Source organism: Embleya sp. NPDC020630 (assembly GCF_044334985.1).
GTDB lineage: Bacteria > Actinomycetota > Actinomycetes > Streptomycetales > Streptomycetaceae > Embleya.
Map to the genome: position 1 here is coordinate 468,585 of NZ_JBIRUB010000004.1, position 19,581 is coordinate 488,165.

Annotated in this window: 22 protein-coding genes; 11 read left to right on the forward strand and 11 right to left on the reverse strand. The window is 71.9% G+C overall.

What is annotated here, in order from left to right; translation table 11 throughout:
• Nucleotides 1-56: 56 nt before the first annotated feature.
• Nucleotides 57-1,247, reverse strand: a complete 1,191-nt coding sequence (locus ACH4XV_RS18085) for a hypothetical protein (RefSeq protein ID WP_395790865.1) — start codon at nucleotides 1,245-1,247, stop codon at nucleotides 57-59.
• A 273-nt stretch (nucleotides 1,248-1,520) separates the two neighbouring features.
• Between ACH4XV_RS18085 and ACH4XV_RS18090 the strand changes: the two genes are divergently transcribed.
• Nucleotides 1,521-1,739 (forward strand): hypothetical protein, encoded by a 219-nt coding sequence (locus ACH4XV_RS18090; RefSeq protein ID WP_395790867.1) that lies wholly within the window; start codon nucleotides 1,521-1,523, stop codon nucleotides 1,737-1,739.
• A 41-nt stretch (nucleotides 1,740-1,780) separates the two neighbouring features.
• Here ACH4XV_RS18090 and ACH4XV_RS18095 read toward each other — a convergent pair whose 3' ends face one another.
• Nucleotides 1,781-2,206 (reverse strand): EboA domain-containing protein, encoded by a 426-nt coding sequence (locus ACH4XV_RS18095; RefSeq protein ID WP_395790869.1) that lies wholly within the window; start codon nucleotides 2,204-2,206, stop codon nucleotides 1,781-1,783.
• A 238-nt stretch (nucleotides 2,207-2,444) separates the two neighbouring features.
• Between ACH4XV_RS18095 and ACH4XV_RS18100 the strand changes: the two genes are divergently transcribed.
• Nucleotides 2,445-2,879: an SRPBCC domain-containing protein gene (locus ACH4XV_RS18100; protein WP_395790871.1), complete on the forward strand. Its 435-nt coding sequence runs from the start codon at nucleotides 2,445-2,447 to the stop codon at nucleotides 2,877-2,879.
• Between the two features lie 10 nt (nucleotides 2,880-2,889).
• On the opposite strand, the gene ACH4XV_RS18105 is transcribed toward ACH4XV_RS18100, so the two are convergent.
• Nucleotides 2,890-3,177 carry a VOC family protein gene (locus tag ACH4XV_RS18105; protein ID WP_395790873.1) on the reverse strand — a complete coding sequence of 96 codons (288 nt, stop codon included), beginning with the start codon at nucleotides 3,175-3,177 and terminating at the stop codon, nucleotides 2,890-2,892.
• 223 nt (nucleotides 3,178-3,400) lie between these two features.
• Here ACH4XV_RS18105 and ACH4XV_RS18110 point away from each other — a divergent pair, with 223 nt between their 5' ends.
• Entirely contained in the window at nucleotides 3,401-3,556 is a 156-nt protein-coding gene (locus tag ACH4XV_RS18110) for a hypothetical protein (RefSeq protein ID WP_160161830.1), read from the forward strand.
• Nucleotides 3,557-3,883: 327 nt separating this feature from the next.
• Here the strand turns inward: ACH4XV_RS18110 and ACH4XV_RS18115 are convergent, their stop codons facing one another.
• The gene (locus tag ACH4XV_RS18115) at nucleotides 3,884-4,828 is read right to left on the reverse strand and encodes a hypothetical protein (protein WP_395790875.1); all 945 of its coding nucleotides are present in this window, start codon (nucleotides 4,826-4,828) and stop codon (nucleotides 3,884-3,886) included.
• Between the two features lie 322 nt (nucleotides 4,829-5,150).
• On the opposite strand from ACH4XV_RS18115, the gene ACH4XV_RS18120 reads away from it, so the two are divergent.
• From ACH4XV_RS18120 to ACH4XV_RS18130, 3 genes are all read left to right on the forward strand, one after another.
• Complete coding sequence (locus tag ACH4XV_RS18120) at nucleotides 5,151-5,738, forward strand: hypothetical protein (RefSeq protein ID WP_395790877.1); 588 nt, start codon at nucleotides 5,151-5,153, stop codon at nucleotides 5,736-5,738.
• Between the two features lie 142 nt (nucleotides 5,739-5,880).
• On the forward strand, nucleotides 5,881-7,209 hold the full coding sequence (locus ACH4XV_RS18125; protein ID WP_395790879.1) for a sensor histidine kinase: 1,329 nt from the start codon (nucleotides 5,881-5,883) through the stop codon (nucleotides 7,207-7,209).
• Entirely contained in the window at nucleotides 7,206-7,904 is a 699-nt protein-coding gene (locus ACH4XV_RS18130) for a response regulator (RefSeq protein ID WP_395790881.1), read from the forward strand. The genes ACH4XV_RS18125 and ACH4XV_RS18130 overlap by 4 nt, the downstream gene beginning before the upstream one ends.
• A 108-nt stretch (nucleotides 7,905-8,012) precedes the next feature.
• Here ACH4XV_RS18130 and sigJ read toward each other — a convergent pair whose 3' ends face one another.
• Complete coding sequence (gene sigJ, locus ACH4XV_RS18135) at nucleotides 8,013-8,900, reverse strand: RNA polymerase sigma factor SigJ (protein WP_395791117.1); 888 nt, start codon at nucleotides 8,898-8,900, stop codon at nucleotides 8,013-8,015.
• Nucleotides 8,901-9,164: 264 nt separating this feature from the next.
• Nucleotides 9,165-9,413 carry a hypothetical protein gene (locus ACH4XV_RS18140; RefSeq protein ID WP_395790883.1) on the reverse strand — a complete coding sequence of 83 codons (249 nt, stop codon included), beginning with the start codon at nucleotides 9,411-9,413 and terminating at the stop codon, nucleotides 9,165-9,167.
• 481 nt (nucleotides 9,414-9,894) lie between these two features.
• On the opposite strand from ACH4XV_RS18140, the gene ACH4XV_RS18145 reads away from it, so the two are divergent.
• Nucleotides 9,895-11,532 (forward strand): TROVE domain-containing protein, encoded by a 1,638-nt coding sequence (locus tag ACH4XV_RS18145; RefSeq protein WP_395790885.1) that lies wholly within the window; start codon nucleotides 9,895-9,897, stop codon nucleotides 11,530-11,532.
• 92 nt (nucleotides 11,533-11,624) lie between these two features.
• Here the strand turns inward: ACH4XV_RS18145 and ACH4XV_RS18150 are convergent, their stop codons facing one another.
• Together ACH4XV_RS18150 and ACH4XV_RS18155 are read right to left on the reverse strand one after the other, a co-directional pair.
• Entirely contained in the window at nucleotides 11,625-12,089 is a 465-nt protein-coding gene (locus tag ACH4XV_RS18150) for a hypothetical protein (RefSeq protein ID WP_395790887.1), read from the reverse strand.
• The gene (locus tag ACH4XV_RS18155) at nucleotides 12,086-12,652 is read right to left on the reverse strand and encodes a hypothetical protein (RefSeq protein ID WP_395790889.1); all 567 of its coding nucleotides are present in this window, start codon (nucleotides 12,650-12,652) and stop codon (nucleotides 12,086-12,088) included. The genes ACH4XV_RS18150 and ACH4XV_RS18155 overlap by 4 nt, the downstream gene beginning before the upstream one ends.
• A 341-nt stretch (nucleotides 12,653-12,993) precedes the next feature.
• Between ACH4XV_RS18155 and ACH4XV_RS18160 the strand changes: the two genes are divergently transcribed.
• Nucleotides 12,994-13,911, forward strand: a complete 918-nt coding sequence (locus ACH4XV_RS18160; RefSeq protein WP_395790891.1) for an NAD-dependent epimerase/dehydratase family protein — start codon at nucleotides 12,994-12,996, stop codon at nucleotides 13,909-13,911.
• Between the two features lie 25 nt (nucleotides 13,912-13,936).
• Here ACH4XV_RS18160 and ACH4XV_RS18165 read toward each other — a convergent pair whose 3' ends face one another.
• The gene (locus ACH4XV_RS18165) at nucleotides 13,937-14,722 is read right to left on the reverse strand and encodes a GNAT family N-acetyltransferase (RefSeq protein WP_395790893.1); all 786 of its coding nucleotides are present in this window, start codon (nucleotides 14,720-14,722) and stop codon (nucleotides 13,937-13,939) included.
• Nucleotides 14,723-14,884: 162 nt separating this feature from the next.
• Between ACH4XV_RS18165 and ACH4XV_RS18170 the strand changes: the two genes are divergently transcribed.
• On the forward strand, nucleotides 14,885-15,106 hold the full coding sequence (locus tag ACH4XV_RS18170) for a hypothetical protein (protein ID WP_395790895.1): 222 nt from the start codon (nucleotides 14,885-14,887) through the stop codon (nucleotides 15,104-15,106).
• Nucleotides 15,107-15,146: 40 nt separating this feature from the next.
• Here the strand turns inward: ACH4XV_RS18170 and ACH4XV_RS18175 are convergent, their stop codons facing one another.
• Nucleotides 15,147-16,400, reverse strand: a complete 1,254-nt coding sequence (locus ACH4XV_RS18175) for a PrsW family intramembrane metalloprotease (protein WP_395790897.1) — start codon at nucleotides 16,398-16,400, stop codon at nucleotides 15,147-15,149.
• Entirely contained in the window at nucleotides 16,397-17,035 is a 639-nt protein-coding gene (locus ACH4XV_RS18180; RefSeq protein WP_395790899.1) for a hypothetical protein, read from the reverse strand. The genes ACH4XV_RS18175 and ACH4XV_RS18180 overlap by 4 nt, the downstream gene beginning before the upstream one ends.
• Nucleotides 17,036-17,278: 243 nt before the next feature.
• Between ACH4XV_RS18180 and ACH4XV_RS18185 the strand changes: the two genes are divergently transcribed.
• Nucleotides 17,279-18,307 carry an alpha/beta hydrolase gene (locus ACH4XV_RS18185; RefSeq protein ID WP_395790901.1) on the forward strand — a complete coding sequence of 343 codons (1,029 nt, stop codon included), beginning with the start codon at nucleotides 17,279-17,281 and terminating at the stop codon, nucleotides 18,305-18,307.
• A gap of 40 nt (nucleotides 18,308-18,347) precedes the next feature.
• Nucleotides 18,348-19,442, forward strand: a complete 1,095-nt coding sequence (locus tag ACH4XV_RS18190; RefSeq protein ID WP_395790903.1) for an alpha/beta hydrolase — start codon at nucleotides 18,348-18,350, stop codon at nucleotides 19,440-19,442.
• Nucleotides 19,443-19,581 lie beyond the last annotated feature (139 nt).

Genomic DNA, 19,581 nt, shown 5'->3' on the forward strand with positions numbered 1-19,581 from the left:
CGTACTCCCTCACACATCGGTTCGTGATCGAATCCGATCGAATCTATCCGGCCCCGCTACACCAGCAATCGCCACACGTCCCGGTCGGCGGTGCCGCTCCAGGCCGGGTCACCGTGGCCGTAGTCGGGGATCACCGTGAAGGTGACCTTCGGATTGCCGCCGTCGCGGATCAGGTTCGCGCCCATGGGGTGGTCGCCGCGTCCCAGGGCGGTGTTGATCCAGGTGACCTCGGCGGTGATCGCCGACCAGTCGATGCGGTACACCGATTCCTCGCCCGCCCAGATCGCGGTGAGGTCACGCAGCAGCGCGATCGGGATCAGACCGCTGCCGAGACGGGCGGTGGCGTCGGCCCAGGTCGCGAGCGGGCTGTGGGTCAGCGTGAACCGGTCGTCGGACGGTGTCGCACCGAAGGCGAAGGTGCCTGCGGAAAAGCCCTGTTCGTAGATCCAGTTGGTCGCCCCGGGCAGCTTGGCGGTGTGGATCAGGGCGAAGTGCGCGAGCGCTGCGTTGGTGAACCGACTCGTCGGATCGACCGGTCGCGGGACCGCGGAGGCGCCGTTCGGGTCGCCCACCGCACGCGCCAACAGCCCTTTCAGACCGGGGTCGTTCGTGTACACCCCGCCCGCGAGCTGAACGTCCAACGCCGCCCTGGTCTGCGCGGCGCGGACCGCGAGGTCGCCCTCGTACGGCCCGGTCGTGTCCAGCACCATCACCCGGGCCGGCCTCGGCGCCCGATCCGCCGCCAGGTCCAGGGCGAGCGCGGCGCCGGCGGAGTGGCCGAGCAGGTCGTACGGCACCCGCAGCGCCGCGTCGACCGCGTCGATCACCGTCCGGGCGTCCCGCTTGTGCGCGGCCAGGCCCCACTCGGCGGTGAGGTCGGCGGCGGTCGCGCCGTTCTCGCGCGGAGAGATGCCGATCACCAAGTATCCGTGCGTGCGCAGGTGATGGGCGAGGTTGTGGGTGCTGGGCGTGAAGAAGTTCGACGCGAAGTCGAGGCCGCCGCCGGGCAGCAGGTAGGCGACGCGCCGTGGCACGTGCCCGGTGTCCACGACCACGTCGATCACCAACGGCACGGCCGCGTCCCGCAGTTCGAGGGTGGTACGAATCCAGCCGGGCCCGTGCTCGCGCCCGCGCACGACGAGTTCGCCGCCCGAGTCGCCCAACGCGCCCCCGATCCGCTCGACCGCGGATGCCGCCGGGTCCCGCGTCCCGGCTCGTGCGCTGCCCATGCCCAAACCGAGCAGCATCGGTGCCGCCAACACTGTTCTTCGCCGCATGTGGGTCCCCGACTCCCGATCCGACCGGCCCGCCCGCGCACGGGCCGGCCTTCAGCCTGCCGACTGCACCCGATGTGGTCAACGATCGGGCCCGGGACATCCGCCCGACGAGCCGGCATCATCGCCACCATGGACAGACCTGGTGACGGGTGGTTGACGATCACGGCGTATCGGAACGTGCGGGGCTGCCTCGGACCGGCGGCGGCCGTACGCGCTTGACTGCGTGAACGCGGCATCGACTGGATGCCCTTCGCCGACGAGGAGATCCACATCGGGCTCCTGTGCGGGGTCGGCCCCGACGGCGGTCGGCAATGCTGGTACGACATCCGCGTACCCCCCGAGGCGCTGCGCCGGCTCGGCCTGCATCCCGATCAGCCGTCGGCCGAGGTCATCGGCCCGTCGCCGCCGCGCTGGTGGCACGCGGCGGCCGAACACCACGCCCGGGGGCACGGCGGCTGGTAGGTGGAGACGGCATCCCGGGCCGGGTCACGCGACCCCGCCGGCTATCCCGGCTCGTGGCCGTCGTCCGTCCCCGCGAAGCGGGCCGCAGCGATCAGGTGGGGGTCGCCGGTGCGGAGGGCGTCGGCGACCAGGGACGTGGCCAGCGCCGGATCGTGCCCGGTGACCTCGAGGTAGGGCAACGCGCGCAGTACGGCGCGGCGTTCGTGGGCGTCGCCGCGCCAGTACAGGGTGCGCAGGTGCGCGGACAGATCGTGGTGGGGCGTACGCGCCGCCAGCTCGGCCAGGGCCAGGACCCGTGCCGCGTCGTCGCAGGTCCAGCCGGGCAGGCCGATCAGCGGGGCCCGGCCGCAGGTGCGCCCGGCGGCGGCGAACACGGTGAAGTCGGCGAGGCTGGGCCAGTCCTGACTGCCGGGTTTGGCGGAGGCGGTGAACGCGCTGCGCAGATCTGCGATCGGCGGGTGCGGCATGGGCGGATCCTCCCGAGGGCCGGTGACGCGGGTACGCACGTGTCCTGTGCAGTGCGTTCCCCATCCGGGAAGCTCCCCAATCGACAAACCCCGGGATCCCCGCGCCCACGATGTCGCCCGCCGGAGTCGGCTCACCTTCCGGGGGGGCGCGTGGGGGCGCTCGGGGGTGGTGCAGTCTTGACCTTCAGCGGACCGTTCGTGGGCTGACGTGGGCGTTCGTGAGATCTACGGTTGGTTCATGGTCCGTGAACCGCTCGTCGAGGTCAGTGTCGTGATCGCCGCGCCCACCGAGGCCGTGTGGCACGCCCTCGTGGATCCGGACTCGCGCGCCATGTGGTGGAGCTATCTCGACCTTGACGCACGCGTGAACGGCCGGCTCTCGGAGCGCTGGAGCGGGGCCGACGGCGAGGCGCGGTTGACCACCGGTCGGGTCGAGGCGCTCGATCCCTGCCGGCTGTTGCGCTTCACCTGGGCCGACGACGACTGGGCCGTGTCCACGACGGTGACCATCGAGCTGACCAGGGCCCGCCCCGGCACCCAGCTCCGGGTCCGCGAGACCGGCTGGAGCCGCCTGCCCGACGGACCGAGCCTGGCCGCCGCCCACCGCGACGGCTGGGGTGCGCACGTCGAGGACCTGCGCCGCTTCGCCGAGGCCACCGGCGGCCCCCGCTGACCCGGTCGGTTCACCCCACCCGTACGTCCACGCTCCGCCCGTCGGGGTCGGTCAGCAGATGGCGCCCTCTCGGAAGCGGCGAGTCGGCGGCGAGCACGAGGCCGAGCCGCAGATAGCCGGTCAACCGGTCCGGCCGCGCCGGATACAGCTCCATCACGGTGCCGTCGTCGAGGGTCGCGGCGTAGTGCTCGGGACCGCTCCCGTGCCGCTCTCGGACCAGGGCCAGACCGAGCGACGCGTAGAACTCGCGGCACGCGTCGAGGCGCGACGTGTAGACAACGATGAGGCCGAGCGACACGCCGGCGAGTCAATCACGATCGTGGCCCGCCCGGTAGCCGGGGCTCGCACGCCGGGCAGGGTCCTCCGTCCGAGGTACACGGTCGCCGGTGGTTGACGCGAGGGCGGGCGGTAGGGTTGTCCCGCCGCTCGGACGACGAGCGGCGGAGCGAGCCGTCCCCGGTTCGTGCCCTCGGTGCCGCCGAAGGCGCGGTCGGCCGGCTGCACCACCCTTGGGAGTCATCGTGTTGGACGCACTCGGCGCATTCGCCGAACTCACCCCTTTCCTCGCGGTCGCGGTCGGCTTCACGTTCGTGATCCGAGGCATCCTGCGCGCGGATCGGCGCGAGCGCGAGCACTACGCGAAAAAGGACGCCGAGACCCGCGCGCACTCCTCCTGACCGTCGGGAGGGCCGCGCCCGTGGGGGCCGCCGTGTCGCCCCTACACATCGGCCCCGTCCGCGCCCGGGCGGATAATCCGCGCGCCGGATCGCACACCCGCGCCACGGTTTCGCCCGACCCCCGGTGCGCAGGTCGCGGATACTCCATGGAGCCCGCAAGGGCGGTGAAATGTACGGGGCTTCGGGTCCCGGTCTCCGCTGCCGCCTCGATCTCGGCGGGTCACCCACTCTTGCGGTATCGGCGGCCCGAGGCCGAAACCGACCGCGGCCGCCGGGTCAACCGACCCGGCGGCCGCGTGCGTTTTCGCGATGACACCCGGTCCCGGGTCAGGCCGCCTCGGCGCCGCCCCGCTCCTTGTCGATCAGCTCCTGGAAGTCCACCGTCGCGCTCGCCGGCGGCGGCGTCACGTCGACCTTGGTGCCCCAGTCCCGGTAGTCCACCGTGCTGCCCAACTCGCCGACCTCGGTCGGCGTGCGCACCGACTGCCGGACCGGGAGGTCGGTCTTGGCATCGATCCACACCTCGATGGTCGACGACGTGGCGCCGATCGCCTCGTTCGCCGCGCGCAGGCTCTCCAGGGTCTTGGGGCTCAACCCGAGTGCTTCCGCGCCCAGTCGACTGGCCTTGGCCATGTCGACCGTGCCCTTGTAGTGCACGGTCGGCCGACCGTCCACGTCCTCTTTGCCGACCTCGGCGATGTCGCCGGACCCCTTGAGCAACGACAGTTGACTGGTGGGGTCCTGCTGGCCGAAGCCCTTGTTCATCAGTTCGCCCACCGCCGAGAGGGCACCGGTCTTGTCCAGCGAGCCCAGCGCGGTGAAGTCCATCTTGAGCCAGGACTTGCCGCCGGATTCGGCGGCGAGCGCCGAGCCCATGTTCATGTACATCGCGGTCGGCGTCACCAGCGTCTCGACCTTCGCCGGCATGCCCGGGGTGCCCTGTGGCATCGCCATGGTCATCCGCAGTCCGCCCGCGTCACCGAACCTGATCGCGCCCTGCGCGCTCGAGCCCTTGCCGCCGGGCAACTTCTGCTGCACCGTGATCGCGACCGATTCGGTGCCGTGCACCTTGTCCACCGCGGCGAAGACCGCCGCCGCGGCTCCCGCGTAGGCCTTGGTCCCGCCCCCGTCCCCGTTCGACCCCTCCGCGACCGGGCCCCGATCGCCGGAGCCCGACTCGTTCCCGCATGCGGCGGTCACCAGCAGCAGCGCCACGCCGCCGATAGCCGTACCCAGCCCCCGCCGCAAACGCGGTCGCGTGCGTCCGGTCATGTGTTCATCCCCCTGATGATCGACTACGCCGATCAACCTACCAACGCGTTCGCCGGAAAGTGCGGGAGAGGTACCGGGGTCACCGGCCGGTACGGCGCACCGGCGCCCGCATGGCGACCGGCACCCACCGCGGCCGGCCGTCGACCCCCTACCCCGGTATCACTCGCGGGTTGGCGCCGCGGTGTGATGCCCACCCGGTGGCCCGCCTCCTAGCGTGGAATCCACGGCGCCGACCGAGCGCCCGCCGGCAACGAACCGGTACATCCCGGCCCCCGCCGGAGCCCGCGTGCCCGGCTCCCTGCACCCACCCCAAGGACTCGCCATGGCATCCACCGTCGTCCGTCCCGCCCCCGACACCCGGCCGGCCGCCCAGACCCCGGCCCGGCTCCGTCGCCCGCTCCGCCGGTTCGCGCCGGCCTCGGTGTCCGAGGCCGCCCGACGCTCCGCGTACGCGTTCCTCGCGCTGCCACTCGGCCTGATCGGCATCGTCCTGACGCTCGGCGGCCGTTCCTCCCGCGCCGGGCGCCTGCAACTCGCCGCGGCCCGCCGATTCCTGGACCCGCACACCGCTGACGGCCGGCACAGCGGCGCCACGACCGACCGGGGCGCCGTCCCCGGCGCCGTCCGGGTGCTCCGCCACGCCGTCCTCGACACGGCGCTGGGTGTGCCGATGCTGATCCTGGCCGCGTACGCCTACGGCAACACCATCCGCAACCTGACCTACCCGATCTGGTACGGCGACACCGACTACCACGACGCCTGGGGCGGACCCTCCCTGGCCGGCGTCTGGGCCGTACACGCGATCGGCGGCCTCGCCTTCTTCGCCGTCTGCCTGTGCCTGATCCAGGGCCTCACCCATCTCCGGGCAGCCGGTGCACGTCATACCTTCCGCACCGAAAGCCGAGCCTGAACCCACCCGAACCGACACCAACCCCCATCCGGCCGCCTCCCCGCGCCGACCCCCGGACGCCACCATGCACAACACCCTCGACGCCGACTCCATCCCCGCCCCGCCCCACCGACCGCCCGTTCCCGGCATACCATCACCAACCGTGAAGATCGTTCGGCCGGCGACGATCCGGTCCGCGCTGCGCGAGGCGGTGTCGCCCTCCTCGGTGGCCCCGCTCCCGCCCACGCGCCGCACGGTGTGGGTGTTGACCCTGGCCGCCCTCGTGCTCACCGTCGTGGGGTGGCTCGACCTCCACCAGCACTACGACATGGGCGCCCCCGGGACGACGATCGCCGCGATCGCCCGCGCCGTACCGGTCCTGCTGTGCCTGTATCGCCCGCTGCCGGCCTGGTGGTTGGCCCTGGCCGCGGCGATCGCCACCGCAGTACCCACCCACCCGGTGTCCTCCGCCGAGCCGTGGCCGTGGGCCGTGACGTCGGTGTTCTCCCTCGTCGTGGTGCTCACCGTGGTCGCCCTGCGCGCCCCGCGCCGCGTACTCCTCGTATTGTGGCTGGCCCTGCTCGCGTCGGGCATCGTGCTCGCCGCGACGCGCGGCCCGATCCGGATCGACGAACTGCTGCCGATCACGATCCTGTCCGCACTGGCCCCGCTCACCGCCGAGGCGATCGGCAGCCGGGGCGACGCCCAGCGCCGACTGGTCCTGGTCGAGGAGGTCGGCCGTGCCGAACACGCCCGGCGCGCCCTCCTGGAGGAACGCGCCCGCATCGCCCGCGAGTTGCACGACGTGGTCGCCCACCACATGTCGGTGATCACCGTGCAGGCGGACAGCGCGCCCTACCGGATCGCCGACCTGCCGGCCGCCGCCGTCGACGAGTTCGGCACGATCGCCGGCGAGGCACGTCGTTCGCTCACCGAGATGCGCCGGCTGCTGCACGTGCTGCGCCAGGACGCGAACACCGGCGCGGAAGACGGCGGCCCCGCGGCGGAGCACAGCCCGCAACCCGGCCTGGCCGACCTGCCCGTACTGATCGAGACCGCACATCGCGCCGGCCTGGACGCGCACCTGTCCATCGCGGACACCGTGCCCGCGCCGGACCGGGTCCCGGTGGGCGTACAACTGTCCGCGTACCGCCTGGTCCAGGAATCGCTGAGCAACGTGGTCCGCCACGCGCCCGGCGCCACGGTACGGGTGACCCTGTCCGGCGACGCCTCGGCGCTGCGCATCGACGTCCGCAACTCCGCGCCCACGCACGGCGGTCGGCCCGTCGAACCCGCCTCCACCGAGGCCGACACGGGCCGCGGGCCGGCCGCCGGCGGCCAGGGTCTGATCGGCATGCGCGAGCGAGTCGCCATGCTGGCCGGGGAGTTGCGTACCGAGGCGCTACCCGACGGCGGCTTCCACGTCGCCGCCCTACTGCCCCTGCCGCCGGCCGACACCGGCTCGGCCCCGTCGACCCCTGGAGTGGCATGACCACCGTATTGATCGCCGACGACCAGTCGATGATCCGCGCCGGCTTCGCCGCGTTGCTCGCGGCGCAGCCGGACCTGGAGGTGGTCGGCGAGGCGGCCGACGGGCGCGAGGCAATCCGGCTGACCCGCGAGACGCGGCCCGACGTGGTGTTGATGGACGTACGCATGCCGGTCCTGGACGGCCTGGCCGCGACCCGCGAACTCCTGGGCACGCCGGGCGAGTGCGGCCCGCTGCCGAGGGTGCTCATGCTCACCACGTTCGACATCGACGACTACGTGTACGAGGCGCTGCGCGCGGGCGCCAGCGGCTTCCTGCTCAAGGACGCGTCCCCGGCCGACCTGATCGCGGCGGTGCGCATCGTCGCGGCCGGCGACGCGCTGCTCGCGCCCTCGATCACCCGTCGGCTGATCGAGGACTTCGCCCGCAACCGCCCGATCACCCGGCCGAGTTCGACCCGCCTGGGCAAGCTCACGCCGCGCGAGACCGAGGTGCTGGGACTGGTCGCGCAGGGCCGCTCCAACGGCGAGATCGCGGCCCACCTCTTTCTCGCCGAGCAGACCGTCAAGACCCACGTCAGCCGCATCCTCGACAAACTGGACCTGCGCGATCGGGCCCAGGCCGTCGTCTTCGCCTACGAGAGCGGCCTGATCGCCCCCGGCGGCACGGGCCTGTCCCGCACACCGCACCAGGGCTAGCCCGCACCCGGCCCCGAAGCCGACAACGCGGGGCAGCCCCCGAAGCGCCGCGTCGACCCCGGGCGCGATTCGCTCGCCCAGGGCCGACCCACTCCCGTACTCCGGCGCCTACTCCGCCTGCGTCCCCAGGTCCCGAAGTTCCGGGCGCTCCAGTCGCCCCGGGTCGGCGAGGATGTTGATCTCGACGATCTTGTCGCCCACGATGGTGAAGTCCATGACCCCCATCGGCCGGCCCTTCGGCGCGGTGAACAGCCCCGGGGAGCCGTTGACCAGCACCGGCCGCGCATACTGCGCCATGCGGGCGAAGGACAGCGCCTGGGCGACCACCGCACGGGCGCCGCGGACGAGTTGCGACACCCCGAGCGCGCCGTCCCCGGTGTCGGCGCGCAGCAGCACGTCGGGGTCGAGCAGATCGAGCAGGGCCTGGAAGTCGCCGCCGCGCGACGCCGCGAGGAACGCGTCCACCACCCGGCGCTGGCGCGGCAGATCGGGCTTGGGCGCCGCGCCCTGGACCCGACGGCGGGCCCGGCTGGCGAGCTGGCGCGTCGCGGCGGTGGACTTGTCCACGATCGGCGCGATGTCGTCGAACGGCATCGCGAACATGTCGTGCAACACGAACGCGAGCCGCTCGGCCGGCGGCAACGTGTCCAGTACGACGAGCATGGCCAACCCGACCGAATCGGCCAGCACGGCCGACTGCTCGGGGTCGGCGCCGTCCGCATCGGTCACGATCGGGTCCGGGACGTGCGTGTCCCACTCGTCCTCGCGCCGCGACTTGCGCGAGCGCAACATGTCGAGACACACCCGGCCGACGACCGTGGTCAACCAGCCCGCCAGATTCTCCACGCCGGAGATGTCGGAACGATCCAGCCGCAGCCACGCCTCCTGCACGGCGTCCTCGGCCTCGCTGAGCGAACCGAGCATGCGATAGGCCACCGCCCGCAGATGCGCCCGGTTCTCCTCGAACCGCTCGGCCACCAATCCCTGCTCCGTGATCATCCGCTTTCTCCCGTCCGGTTCCACCGCCATCACGATCACCGATTTCCAGACGATATGTCACCAGCCCCCACGTCCCGAACAGCCCTCCCAACCCCCCACGAATGCCACGTCGGCGCCGCACCCAACCCACGCCCCGACCCGGGCGCGCCGACGCACGGACGAAGGTACGCCCGCCGCCGGAGGCCCTTCCGCGCAAACGGGACGACGGGGCTGCCGGAGCCGGCCGGGCCGGGTGCCACGCCCTACGGCCGACCGCCGGCCTCAGCCGATCCACACCAGGTTGATCACGCTCACCATCACCCGCTTCTCCTGCACGATGTACGTCGCGAACCCGTGCGCCGCGAAGGCCGCCTCCAGGGTGTCGCGCAGCCCGCCGCTCATCCGCGCCCCCACGGTCCAGGGGTCGGACCGCAGCCGCCGCTCCAACTCCGCCCAGGCCCGCCGCGCGGCGGCCGGGAGCGTACGCCGGATCGCCTCCGCCTCGACGTGGTACTCCATGCCGTAGCTCACCCCCGCACCCGCAACCACCGGCCGTCGGGGCGGATCGTGCGGCCGGCGGCACCCGGATCTGCGGAAACGCTCATACACCCAAGCGTCGCACCACCCACACGGTCGCCCACCCGAGACCCGGAATCCCATCCGGCACGCCTGCGCGCCGCCGCGAAAAATGGATGTCGCCCGCCCGGCCCGCACCCCTAGGCTTCGGACACGAAGAAACGCACCTCCCGGTGCGCAGACAAGCGGCTACTTCCTTCCCAGAAGTGGGACCTGGTCCCACCGCCGCGCGTCATCTCGATCTCGGGAGGTTCAACGTCGGGGTGCCCGGTGCGCAGACCGGGAATTCTTCCTTTTGTTGGGGTGGTCCCGGGTTCGAGTCCCGGTCGCCGGTTCGCCGGTGGTAGCTCAGCGGTAGAGCACCTTGAAAGCCCGGTCGCCTCGATCTCGGGCACCTCGGCGTTGTCACCTCCCCCACATTCCACGGGGGATCACCATGTCTCGATTCAACCGGCTCCGAGGCCGCCCGGCCGCCGTCTCGCCGGTGCGCAGCACGGGCTCGAAGACCGTCACCCACCAGGGCGGCACCGGCTACACCCGCGACGCGCGCAGTGAGTTGTTCCTGCTCGCGGTGGCGAACTTCGTCGGCACCGACACGTTCTACGAGAGCGGTGGCACCCGCGACGACCGGTTCACCCAGCTCGTCCACGAACTGGCGGTCTACGACGGCGAATGGCTGCTCGGCCTGCTCACCTGGCTGCGCCGCGACGCCAACATGCGTACCGCCGCCATCGTCGGCGCCGCCGAAATGACGCGCGCCCGCCTGGAGTTCGGGCTGCCGGGCCTGTCCCGCCGGGCGGTGGACGCGGTGTTGCGCCGTGCCGACGAGCCCGGCGAACTGCTGGGCTACTGGACCTCGCGCTACGGCCGGGCCATTCCCAAGCCGATCAAGCGCGGCATCGAGGACGCCGTGCGCCGGCTGTACACCTCGCACGCGCTGCTCAAGTACGACACCGCGAGCAAGGGCTACCGCTTCGCCGACGTGCTCAACCTGACCCACCCGCGCCCGGCGGCGGACAAGCCGTGGCAGGGCGCGCTGTTCGGCTACGCGCTCGACCGCCGGCACCACCCCGACACGGCGACCCCGCCCGCGTCGGACCCGGTGCTCACCGCGCGCGCCGAGCTGATGGCCGTCCCCGCGGCCGAGCGCGCGGCGCTGCTGCGCGCTCCCGACGCGGCCGAGCGGCTGCGCGCCGCCGGCATCACCTGGGAGGCGCTGGCGGGTTGGCTCCAGGGGCCGATGGACGCGGCGGCGTGGTCGGCGGTGATCCCGTCGATGGGCTACATGGCGCTGCTGCGCAACCTGCGCAACTTCGACGAGGCCGGTGTCGACGACGTCCTCGCCGCACAGGTCGCGACTCGGCTGGCGGATCCCGAAGAGGTCGCGCGTTCACGGCAGTTGCCGTTCCGGTTCCTGTCCGCGCACCGCGCCGCGCCGTCGCTGCGCTGGGCGTACCCGCTGGAGCAGGCGCTCGGTCACGCGCTGGCGAACGTCCCGAAGCTGCCCGGGCGCACGCTGATCCTGGTGGACACCAGTTCCAGTATGGAGTCGGGCTTCTCCCGGGACGGCACGCTGATGCGCTGGGACGCGGCGGCACTGTTCGGCATCGCGATCGGTCAGCGCTGCGGGTTTGCCGACGTGGTGTCCTTCTCCAGCACCCGGCGGTACTGGGAGGACCAGCCCGGCGCGCACACGAAGAGCTATCCGATGCGTCGCGGCGAGTCGTTGCTGCGCTCGCTGGATCGTTGGAAGCAGGACGGCTACTTCCTGGGCGGCGGCACCGACACCGCCCTGGCGCTGCGTCGGGAGTACCGGGCGCACGACCGGGTGCTGATCGTCACCGACGAGCAGGCCGGGCACGACACCCAGGAGGTGACCAGGTCCATCCCGGAGAACATTCCGCTGTACACCTGGAACCTGGCCGGCTACCAGGCCGGGCACACCCCGTCGGGCAGCCGCAACCGGCACACGTTCGGCGGCCTGACCGACGCCGCGTTCACCATGATCCCGCTCCTGGAGGCGGGCCGGGACGCGCGGTGGCCGTGGGAGGCGACGGCCGGCAGCGCCGGCTGAGCCATGCCGGGCGTCGCACGACGCAACGCCCGGCGCGACCCGATTCGATCCGAAGCGCCCGCGCGCCCACCTCGGGCCCGCGGACGCTTCGTTCACGCGCGCAACTTCACCCGCACCCCGCGCAGTTGCTCCAGTTCCCGACGCGGGAAGGGCCGTCTCCAGTCCGCGTACCACCCGTCCTCGCCCCGATCGGCGTGCACCCGGTCCAAGCCGCGCGGCACGCAGCGGGCCGGCGCCTCGATCGGGTGCCGCGCCTCCCACGACACCGTGCCGGGCCGCGAGCGCCGCGAGGTGTCGGGGGATTCGACGACCCGGATCTCGACCGCGTCGCCGTCCGGGCTCAGATGCCACAGAAAGCCGTTCGGCTCGGCCTCGAACTTCACCTTGTGGTCACCCGACTCGCCGAGTGCGAGCCGGGTCACCGCGCCGATCAACTCCTCGGGAGCGGGGCTGATGTACGAGACGAGCATCTGCGCCTCCGCATCCGCGTCCGCGACGACGCAGTCGGCCCAACCGGCACCCGACAGAGTCCACGTGAACGACAGCGATGCCTTCATTCCGGACATGTTGCCGGCCAACGAGGCACCGGGGCGCGAATCGCCCGAATCCGACCCGCGCCATCGGTCTCGCCGCGGATCCGTACGTCGAGCACCGCCGCCGCGCCCACCCGCGCGTCCCGAACCGCCTCGGCCCGCACCGCCGCGTAGTACAGCCCGAACACCGCGTCGGCGGCCCCACCCGGCCCCGCCGCGGCCTGCCCGGCGGCCAACGGGCCCGGGTCGCGCGGGACCCGATACCGAACCGTCCACACCACCTCGGCCCCCGGCCCGATCGGCGCGCCCGGCTCCGGCTCGGTGACCGCGACCCGTTCCGTGTCGAACACCCGGATCCGGAAATGCTCGGCCCGCCGGCCCCGGTTGCGCACCAATAGTCGTGCCTCGACCACCTCCCCGGGCCGAGCCGCAACCCGCGCGCGCTCGAACCCGACCTGCACGGCGACCCCCGGATCGCCCACCCGCTGTCCGGCCAGATCGGCTCCGCACAGCGGCCCTTCGCAATAACCGTGACGCTCGTCCGGGACCTCGGTCCCGCACAGTCGGCAGTGCCCCGTAGCACTCATCGCTGCCCCCGAAAAGTCGATCCCCCCGTCCGCAGAGACGGCCGCCCGACCATCCCCGTTCCGTGTCCACCCCCGGATAAGGGAAGGCCCTCGTTCCCTCACCCGTCCCCGCACGGTTGTGGCCCGTTACCCGCCGGTTCCCTTCCCGCCCGCCGGGCCCTTCCCGCTCCCTCTTCCCCGCTTTCTCTCCCTTCCACCTGATCGCAACCTGCACTAACGTGCCGCCACGCCCGCCCCGACCACCCCCACGGCCCCGGCCGGACCGGCATTTCCGGCCGTACGGCGCCCGGCGAACGGCCGGCCGCGGGACACGAAGCACCAGACACGACAACGGAGTCCCCATGGCAACCCCCCTCAGCGGCGCCAAGATCGTCGTCACCGGCGTCACCGGCCAGGTCGCCGAACCCGTCGCCACGATCCTCGCGCGCGACAACGAGGTCTACGGCGCCGCCCGCTTCCAGGACGACGAGGCCCGAGCGCGCCTGGAGGCCGCGGGCGTCACCTGCGTGCGGATCGACCTGGCCGCCGGCGACGTCGCCGCCCTGCCCGCCGACGCCGACTACGTGGTCAACTTCGCGGTGGCCAAGAACGGCGACTGGAACCTGGACCTGGACGCGAACGCCGGCGGCGTACTGTCGCTGATGGAGCATCACCAGGCGGCCCGCGCGTTCCTGCACTGCTCGTCCACCGCCGTCTACCAGCCCGCCGGCCACAAGGAGTTGGCCGAGCACGCGGCGCTCGGCGACAACCACCGGGTCTGGTCGTTCCTGGAGACGTACAGCATCTGCAAGATCGCCGCGGAGGGCGCCGCGCGGTGGGGCGCGCGCCGATTCGCGCTGCCGACCACGATCGCGCGCCTGTCCGTGCCCTACGGGGACAACGGGGGCTGGCCCGGCATCCATCTGGAGATGATGCTCGGCGGCGTGCCGATCGACGTGCACTCCAACACGCCCAGCATCTACCACCCGATCCACGTCGACGACATCGCCGGCACCCTGCCCGCGCTGTTCGCGGCGGCGACGCCCGAGGTCACCACGGTCAACTGGGGCGGCAGCGACCCGGTGAGCATCGAGGAGTGGTGCGGCTATCTCGCCGAACTCACCGGCGTGAAGCCCGAGTTCAACGCGACGGACGAGACCATCGACTCGGTCACCCTCGATCTGACCGCGATGCACGCGATCACCGGCCGCACCACCGTGCACTGGAAGGACGGGATGCGCCGGATGGTCGAGGCACTGCACCCGGAACTGCTCGCGTAGCGCCGGGCGGCTCCCGCCGCCGGGATCAGGTGAGGATCGGATGCTCGGTGACGGGCCCGAGTACTCGGAAGCCCAACTTCCGGTACACGGGCTCGCCTTCCGCCGACGCCTGGAGCACCGCGACCGAGTGTCCCTCCGCGACCGCCGTGTCGAGCGCGGCCCGGGTCAGCGCCGCGCCGTAGCCGCGCCGGCGCTCGGCGGCCACGGTCGCGATGTTGTACACACCCGCGACGCCGGCGTGCAGGAACACCTCGGCGGTGGCCACCGGGCGGTCGTCCACGTAGCCCACCAGGTAGCGCGCGGTGGAGACCAGGGCCGCGTCGGCGGTCAGTTCGGCGAAGCGCACCACGTCCGGCACGGCCGGTGTCCACAACGACGCGAGCACCCCCGCGTAGTCCAGCAATCCCCCACGCGTACGCACCGCTTCGATCCGCAGCCCCGCCGGCCGCTCCCCCGCGCCGGGCTCGCTCGGGGCCAACGCCGCCCACATCGCCACCTCGCGCTCGCTCACCGGCAGCCCGTACGCCGGCAACCGCTCGGCCAGATCCCCCGGCCGCGATCCCTGGGTGACCCACCACGAGAACGGTCGCCCGGTCTCGGAAACCCGGCGGACCGTACGTTCGACGACCGCCCCCACCGTCTCGGCGCTCGCGCGCGTGCCCGCGACGATGTTGTACGTGTCATGCCCCAGACCGCTGTCCGCGACGATCACCTCGTCGTCCTCGAACACGCGCATCCCCGGGGTGACCCGGTGCAGGTGGCACGCATGCTCGGCGAGATTGCGATCCATGGCTTCGATGTGTGCATGCATGCGAGCATTCTCGCCGGTGCCGGTTCCCGCGCGGCGATCCGATGCCCGCTATTCATCTCCGGTCGGTTCACATTGTCCGCCGCACACGGGACCATGGAGAGCAACTGCCTCATGGCGGCTGCCCGATGGCGACCGCCCTACAGGCAGGTAGGGAGGAGCACCATGGACGGACTCGTCGTACTCGCCGTGTCCGTGTGTCTGCTCGGCCTGACCGTGCTCCTGGTGGTGCGCTCGCTCGGCCGACGCGACCTCGGCACCGCACCCCCGGATCTGCTGCGCGAGGACGCACTCGCCGACCTCGAAGAGGCCGAGTGGACACCGAGGGACGAACACCCCCGACGGACCGACACCGCCGTCACCCCGGACCCGCGCACCTGCCGGTGATCGCGGGCCCGGGTCCGGTCCGGCGGATCGCCACGACCCGCTACGGCACCTCAGGCACCTCCGGTCCCGGAGGTGCCTCGGGTCGGGTCTGGGTCCGGCCGGCCGGGGCGTTCGGCGGCGGTTCCGCGTCGGCGGCCACCACTTGGGCCCGGGCCCGATCGATCCGCCGATGCCAGCGCGCCACCCCGGGGTCGTGGGCCGGGTCGGCGGACCGGGACAGCGCCACCCCGTAGCCCAGTTGCGCGCGCTGGAGCCGACTGCGCGCCCGGGCCGCCTTGCGCCCGTGCTCGCGCCGGGCCGCCTCCACCGCGTCCTTGCGGGTCTTGTTCGACGCGAGCGCGGCCAATTCGCCCAGCGGCAGCAGCTCCGGCTCGTCGCCCACCGCGCGGGCGAACCGCCGGAACTCCTGCCGGGCCGCGAGCCGGTAGACGTAGCTCGCCACCGCCAGCACCACCAAGCCGTTGAGCACGATCTGCACGATGGTCAGGTACCAGTCGGTGCGCCGCAGCACGATCTCCACGAGCGGCGAGTTGTTCACGAAGTGCAGACCCCAGGCGACCACGTACAGCGCGATCGCGGCGGCCACGCGCACCGGCGGCGACCGCCGCACGCCGACCAGCACGTACGCCACGCCCGCGCCGGTCATCGCGGTGAACGCCGCGTGGCTCCACAACCCGTTGACGACGGCCCGGACGAAGAAGCTGGCCACGACGCCGCCGGTCCAGATCTCGCCGGACTGGATCGCCGCGTTCAGCCCGTACAGGATGTTCTCCACGACCTGGAAGCCCAGGCCGACCAGCGCGCCGATCACGAAGCCGTCGAGCACGCTCTCGAAGACCCGGCGGTTGATCAGGATCAGCGTCACCACGCCGAGCAGTTTCAGCGTCTCCTCGACGATCGGCGCGGAGATCGAGGCGCCCCAGTCGGTGGAGAACTCCGGATCCAGCTTGGCCAGATAGCTGAGCAGGTTGTCGTTGGCCACCAGGGCGAACCCGGTCGCCACCAGGCCGCCCCACAACACCGCCGCCACACAGAACGACAGCGGCTCGCGCTCGAACAGGTCCAGGTGGGTGATCACCGCGAGCGCCGGGATCAGCCACAGCGTGTTGATCACCACGCTCAGCACCAGCGCGCCCGACGGAGCCGCCGAGGACAGCCGGACGAAGTTGGGCACCACGCTCGCCGCACCGAGCGCGAGCACGATCGGATACAGCCAAAACGCCGCGCGCGTGGGCTGCACGATGCCGCCCGCGTCCCGGCGACCGCGCCGGTCGGTCAGCGGAGCCACACTCACGACGCGGTCACCTCCACCGAGTCGAGCATGGTCACCACGTCGTCGGCGATCGCGGCGGTCAGCGGCGCGGTGTGCCGGGCGGTGAGCGACACGCCCAGTCCCTGGCCGCCGGCGACCAGGACGGTCAGCGCGCCGGCCACGGTGTGTCCGGTGATCGGCGCGACCAGGCCGGTGAGGCCGCGCGCGGTGGTCACCTTGGCGGGGTCGCCCCCGACCCGCCCGCGCCCGGTCGCCGCGTAACGGCGCGCCGCCGCCCGGAACGCGCCCGCCGCCGAGGACTGCCGGCCCAGCGGGGTCAGCCGATACGTGGTCGCCCCCTTGACCAGCACGCTGACCAGATCGGCCTGGGACGCGCCCCGGTCCACCTGCCAGCCGAGCGCGGGTTGGTACCGGAAGGTGCCCAGCGTGACCACCTGCCCGGCCCGTACCGGGGCGGCGCCGACCACGGAGCGGTTGAGCAGGTAGGGAACCGCGATCAGGATCACCATCACGACGGCGACGACGAACGTCGCCCGCAGCCCGTGCGGCCCCCGCGTCAGGCGTGACCACAACCTGCCGGGATCCGGTTTCGAGGAGTTCGACGAGTTCGCGGAGTCGGGGGAGGGCGGTCGCGGGACCGGTGCTGTGACGGACAAGCGCGGCTCCTGTCGGTGGGAAACCTGCGGGGGCAGGGTCTGCACCGGTACCCCCACCACTTGGGAAAGTCACTCCGCCATCGGCCGAAGGAGTGATCCGGGCGCGGGGAAATCACGACAACGCTGTTTACGTCCCGCCGATTGATGGACGGCTGTTACAGAGCAGCCCGATCACCGTTTCACCGCCCGGTTAAGGTCGTTTTTGTCAACAGCACCCCCCTGACGCCTGCCGGAGCTCTTCCCTTGAACCCCCTTTCCGCACGCCGTCCTCGCGCGACGGCGCTGCTCGGCGCCGTACTGCTCGCGGTGACCGCGGTCGCGTGCGGCTCCTCGTCCGGCGACTCCACGGTCGACCACGCCAAGAGCACGGCCACGCCCCGGCAGTCCGGCGGGCAGTCCTCCGGTCAGCCCGCGAAGCCCGCCGGCCCCAGCAAGGTCGTCATGCCGACCGGGCCCACGACGAACTTCACCACGGCGACGAACACCACCGTCGGGCCGATCATGATGACCAGCTACACCGGCCCCAAGTCGGGCGTCACCGGCAAGGTGTGGGTGTGGCTGCCGCCGGAGTACAACGACCCGGCCTTCGCCAAGCACGGCTTCCCGGTCCTGACGCTCTACGCCGGCGGACAGAGCAACGGCTACAACACCTGGACCGACAACCAGCTGCCGATCCAACAGATGGCCGTAGCCGAGACGAAGGCGGGCAAGACCCACCCCTTCATCATGGTGATGCCGGTGCAGAACCTGGAGAAGGACGAGAAGCGCAGCCTGGAGTGCAGCGACATCCCCGGGCAGCCGAAGATGGGCACGTGGATGTCACAGGACATCCCCGACCTGGTCAAGGCCAACTTCCGCACCCTGCGCGACCCCGCGGGCTGGGGTCTGATGGGTGCCTCCACGGGCGCGTTCTGCAGCGTGAAGCTCGCACTCCAAAACCCCCAGCAGTTCAAGGTCGCGGTGCCGATCGACGGCTACTTCAACCCGGACAGCCCGCTGTGGAAGGGCCACGAGGCGGAGCGGCTGGCCAACAGCCCCGATCACATGATCACGGAAGGCAAGGCGAACATCGACGTGCTCGCGACCGCGGGCGGCGGGGACCCGGCCGAGGTACGCCTGGTCAAGGCCTTCGCCGCCAAGGCGGCGGCACCCGTTCGCATCGAGTATTACGAGCAGCCCGCCGGCAGGCATCTCACTTCGCACTTCAAGAAGATGATTCCCGACCTGCTCGGCTGGCTCGGCCGGCACATGTCCCCACCCACCGCCGACTGACCGTGTCCGGATCGTCGCTGAATCACCCTGGAAGACGACAGTGAGTCTGACCGGTACCCCCTTCTACATAACGACCATCGTGCTGGCGATAGCGGCCGTGGTATTGGCGCTGTTCGCGTGGAACCACATCCCGGGCCCCAAGCCGGTGAAAATCATCGCCCGGCTGTTCATGCTGGTCACCTGCCAGTTCACCGCCATCCTGATGGTCTTCGTCATGGTCAACAACGCGAACAGCCTCTATGACACGTGGGACGACTTCCTCGGCACGGGCGGCAGCCACGTGGTCGAGGCGCGCGAGCCCGCTCCGCCGCCGGCGCCCGAGCAGAAGCTGCTCACCAAGTTCGATCCGGCCGGTGACGGCAAGATGGGCGAGGGCGTCCAGGAGACCACCCTCAAGGGTCCGCAGTCGGGGGTCGAGGCCGAGGTCTACGTGTGGCTGCCGCCGCAGTACAAGGATCCGGCGTTCGCGGACAAGAAGTTCCCGGTCGTCGAACTGCTGCCCGGCTACCCGGGTTCGGCCAAGGCCTGGTTCGGCACGCTGGAGGTCAACAAGCAGCTCAAGAGCATGATGGCCAAGGGCGAGGTGGCCCCGTTCATCCTGGTCTCACCGCGCACCAAGCTGCTCGCGGGCCAGGAGGACACCGGCTGCGCGGACGTCCCGGGCAAGGCCAACGCCGACACCTGGATCTCGGGCGACGTGCGGCGCATGGTGATCGACAACTTCCGCGCCGAGTCCGACCCCAAGCACTGGGCCATCGCGGGCTACTCGGCCGGCGCCCACTGCGCCACCCGAATGGCCCTCCTCCACCCCGACCGCTACGGTGCCGGAGTCAGCCTGTCCGGCTACAACGACCCCAAGGGCGAGTCCGACTCGGTCACCTCAAAAGACCCGGCCCTGCGAGTCTCCTCCAACCCACTGACCATCCTCAAAAACGCCCAACAACCCCCAAAGATCGCCCTCTACATGGCCGGCGAAAAGGGCGACGGCCTGGGCGACGCCCAAGCCCTCAAAGCCGCCGCCAAGCCCCCCACGGCCATCACAGTCGCCGAAATCTCCGGCGGCGGCCACGGCACAGACGTCTGGCGCCGAATGGTCCCCGACGTCTTCCGCTGGCTGACCAAAACGATGGTCTGAACAAAGTCAACTAAACTCAGCCCGGCCGGCGCCTGAGGCCGAACAGCCCGGCCGGCGCCTGAGGCCGAACAGCCCGGCCGGCGCCTGAGGCCGAACAGCCCGGCCGGCGCCTGAGGCCGAACAGCCCGGCCGGCGCCTG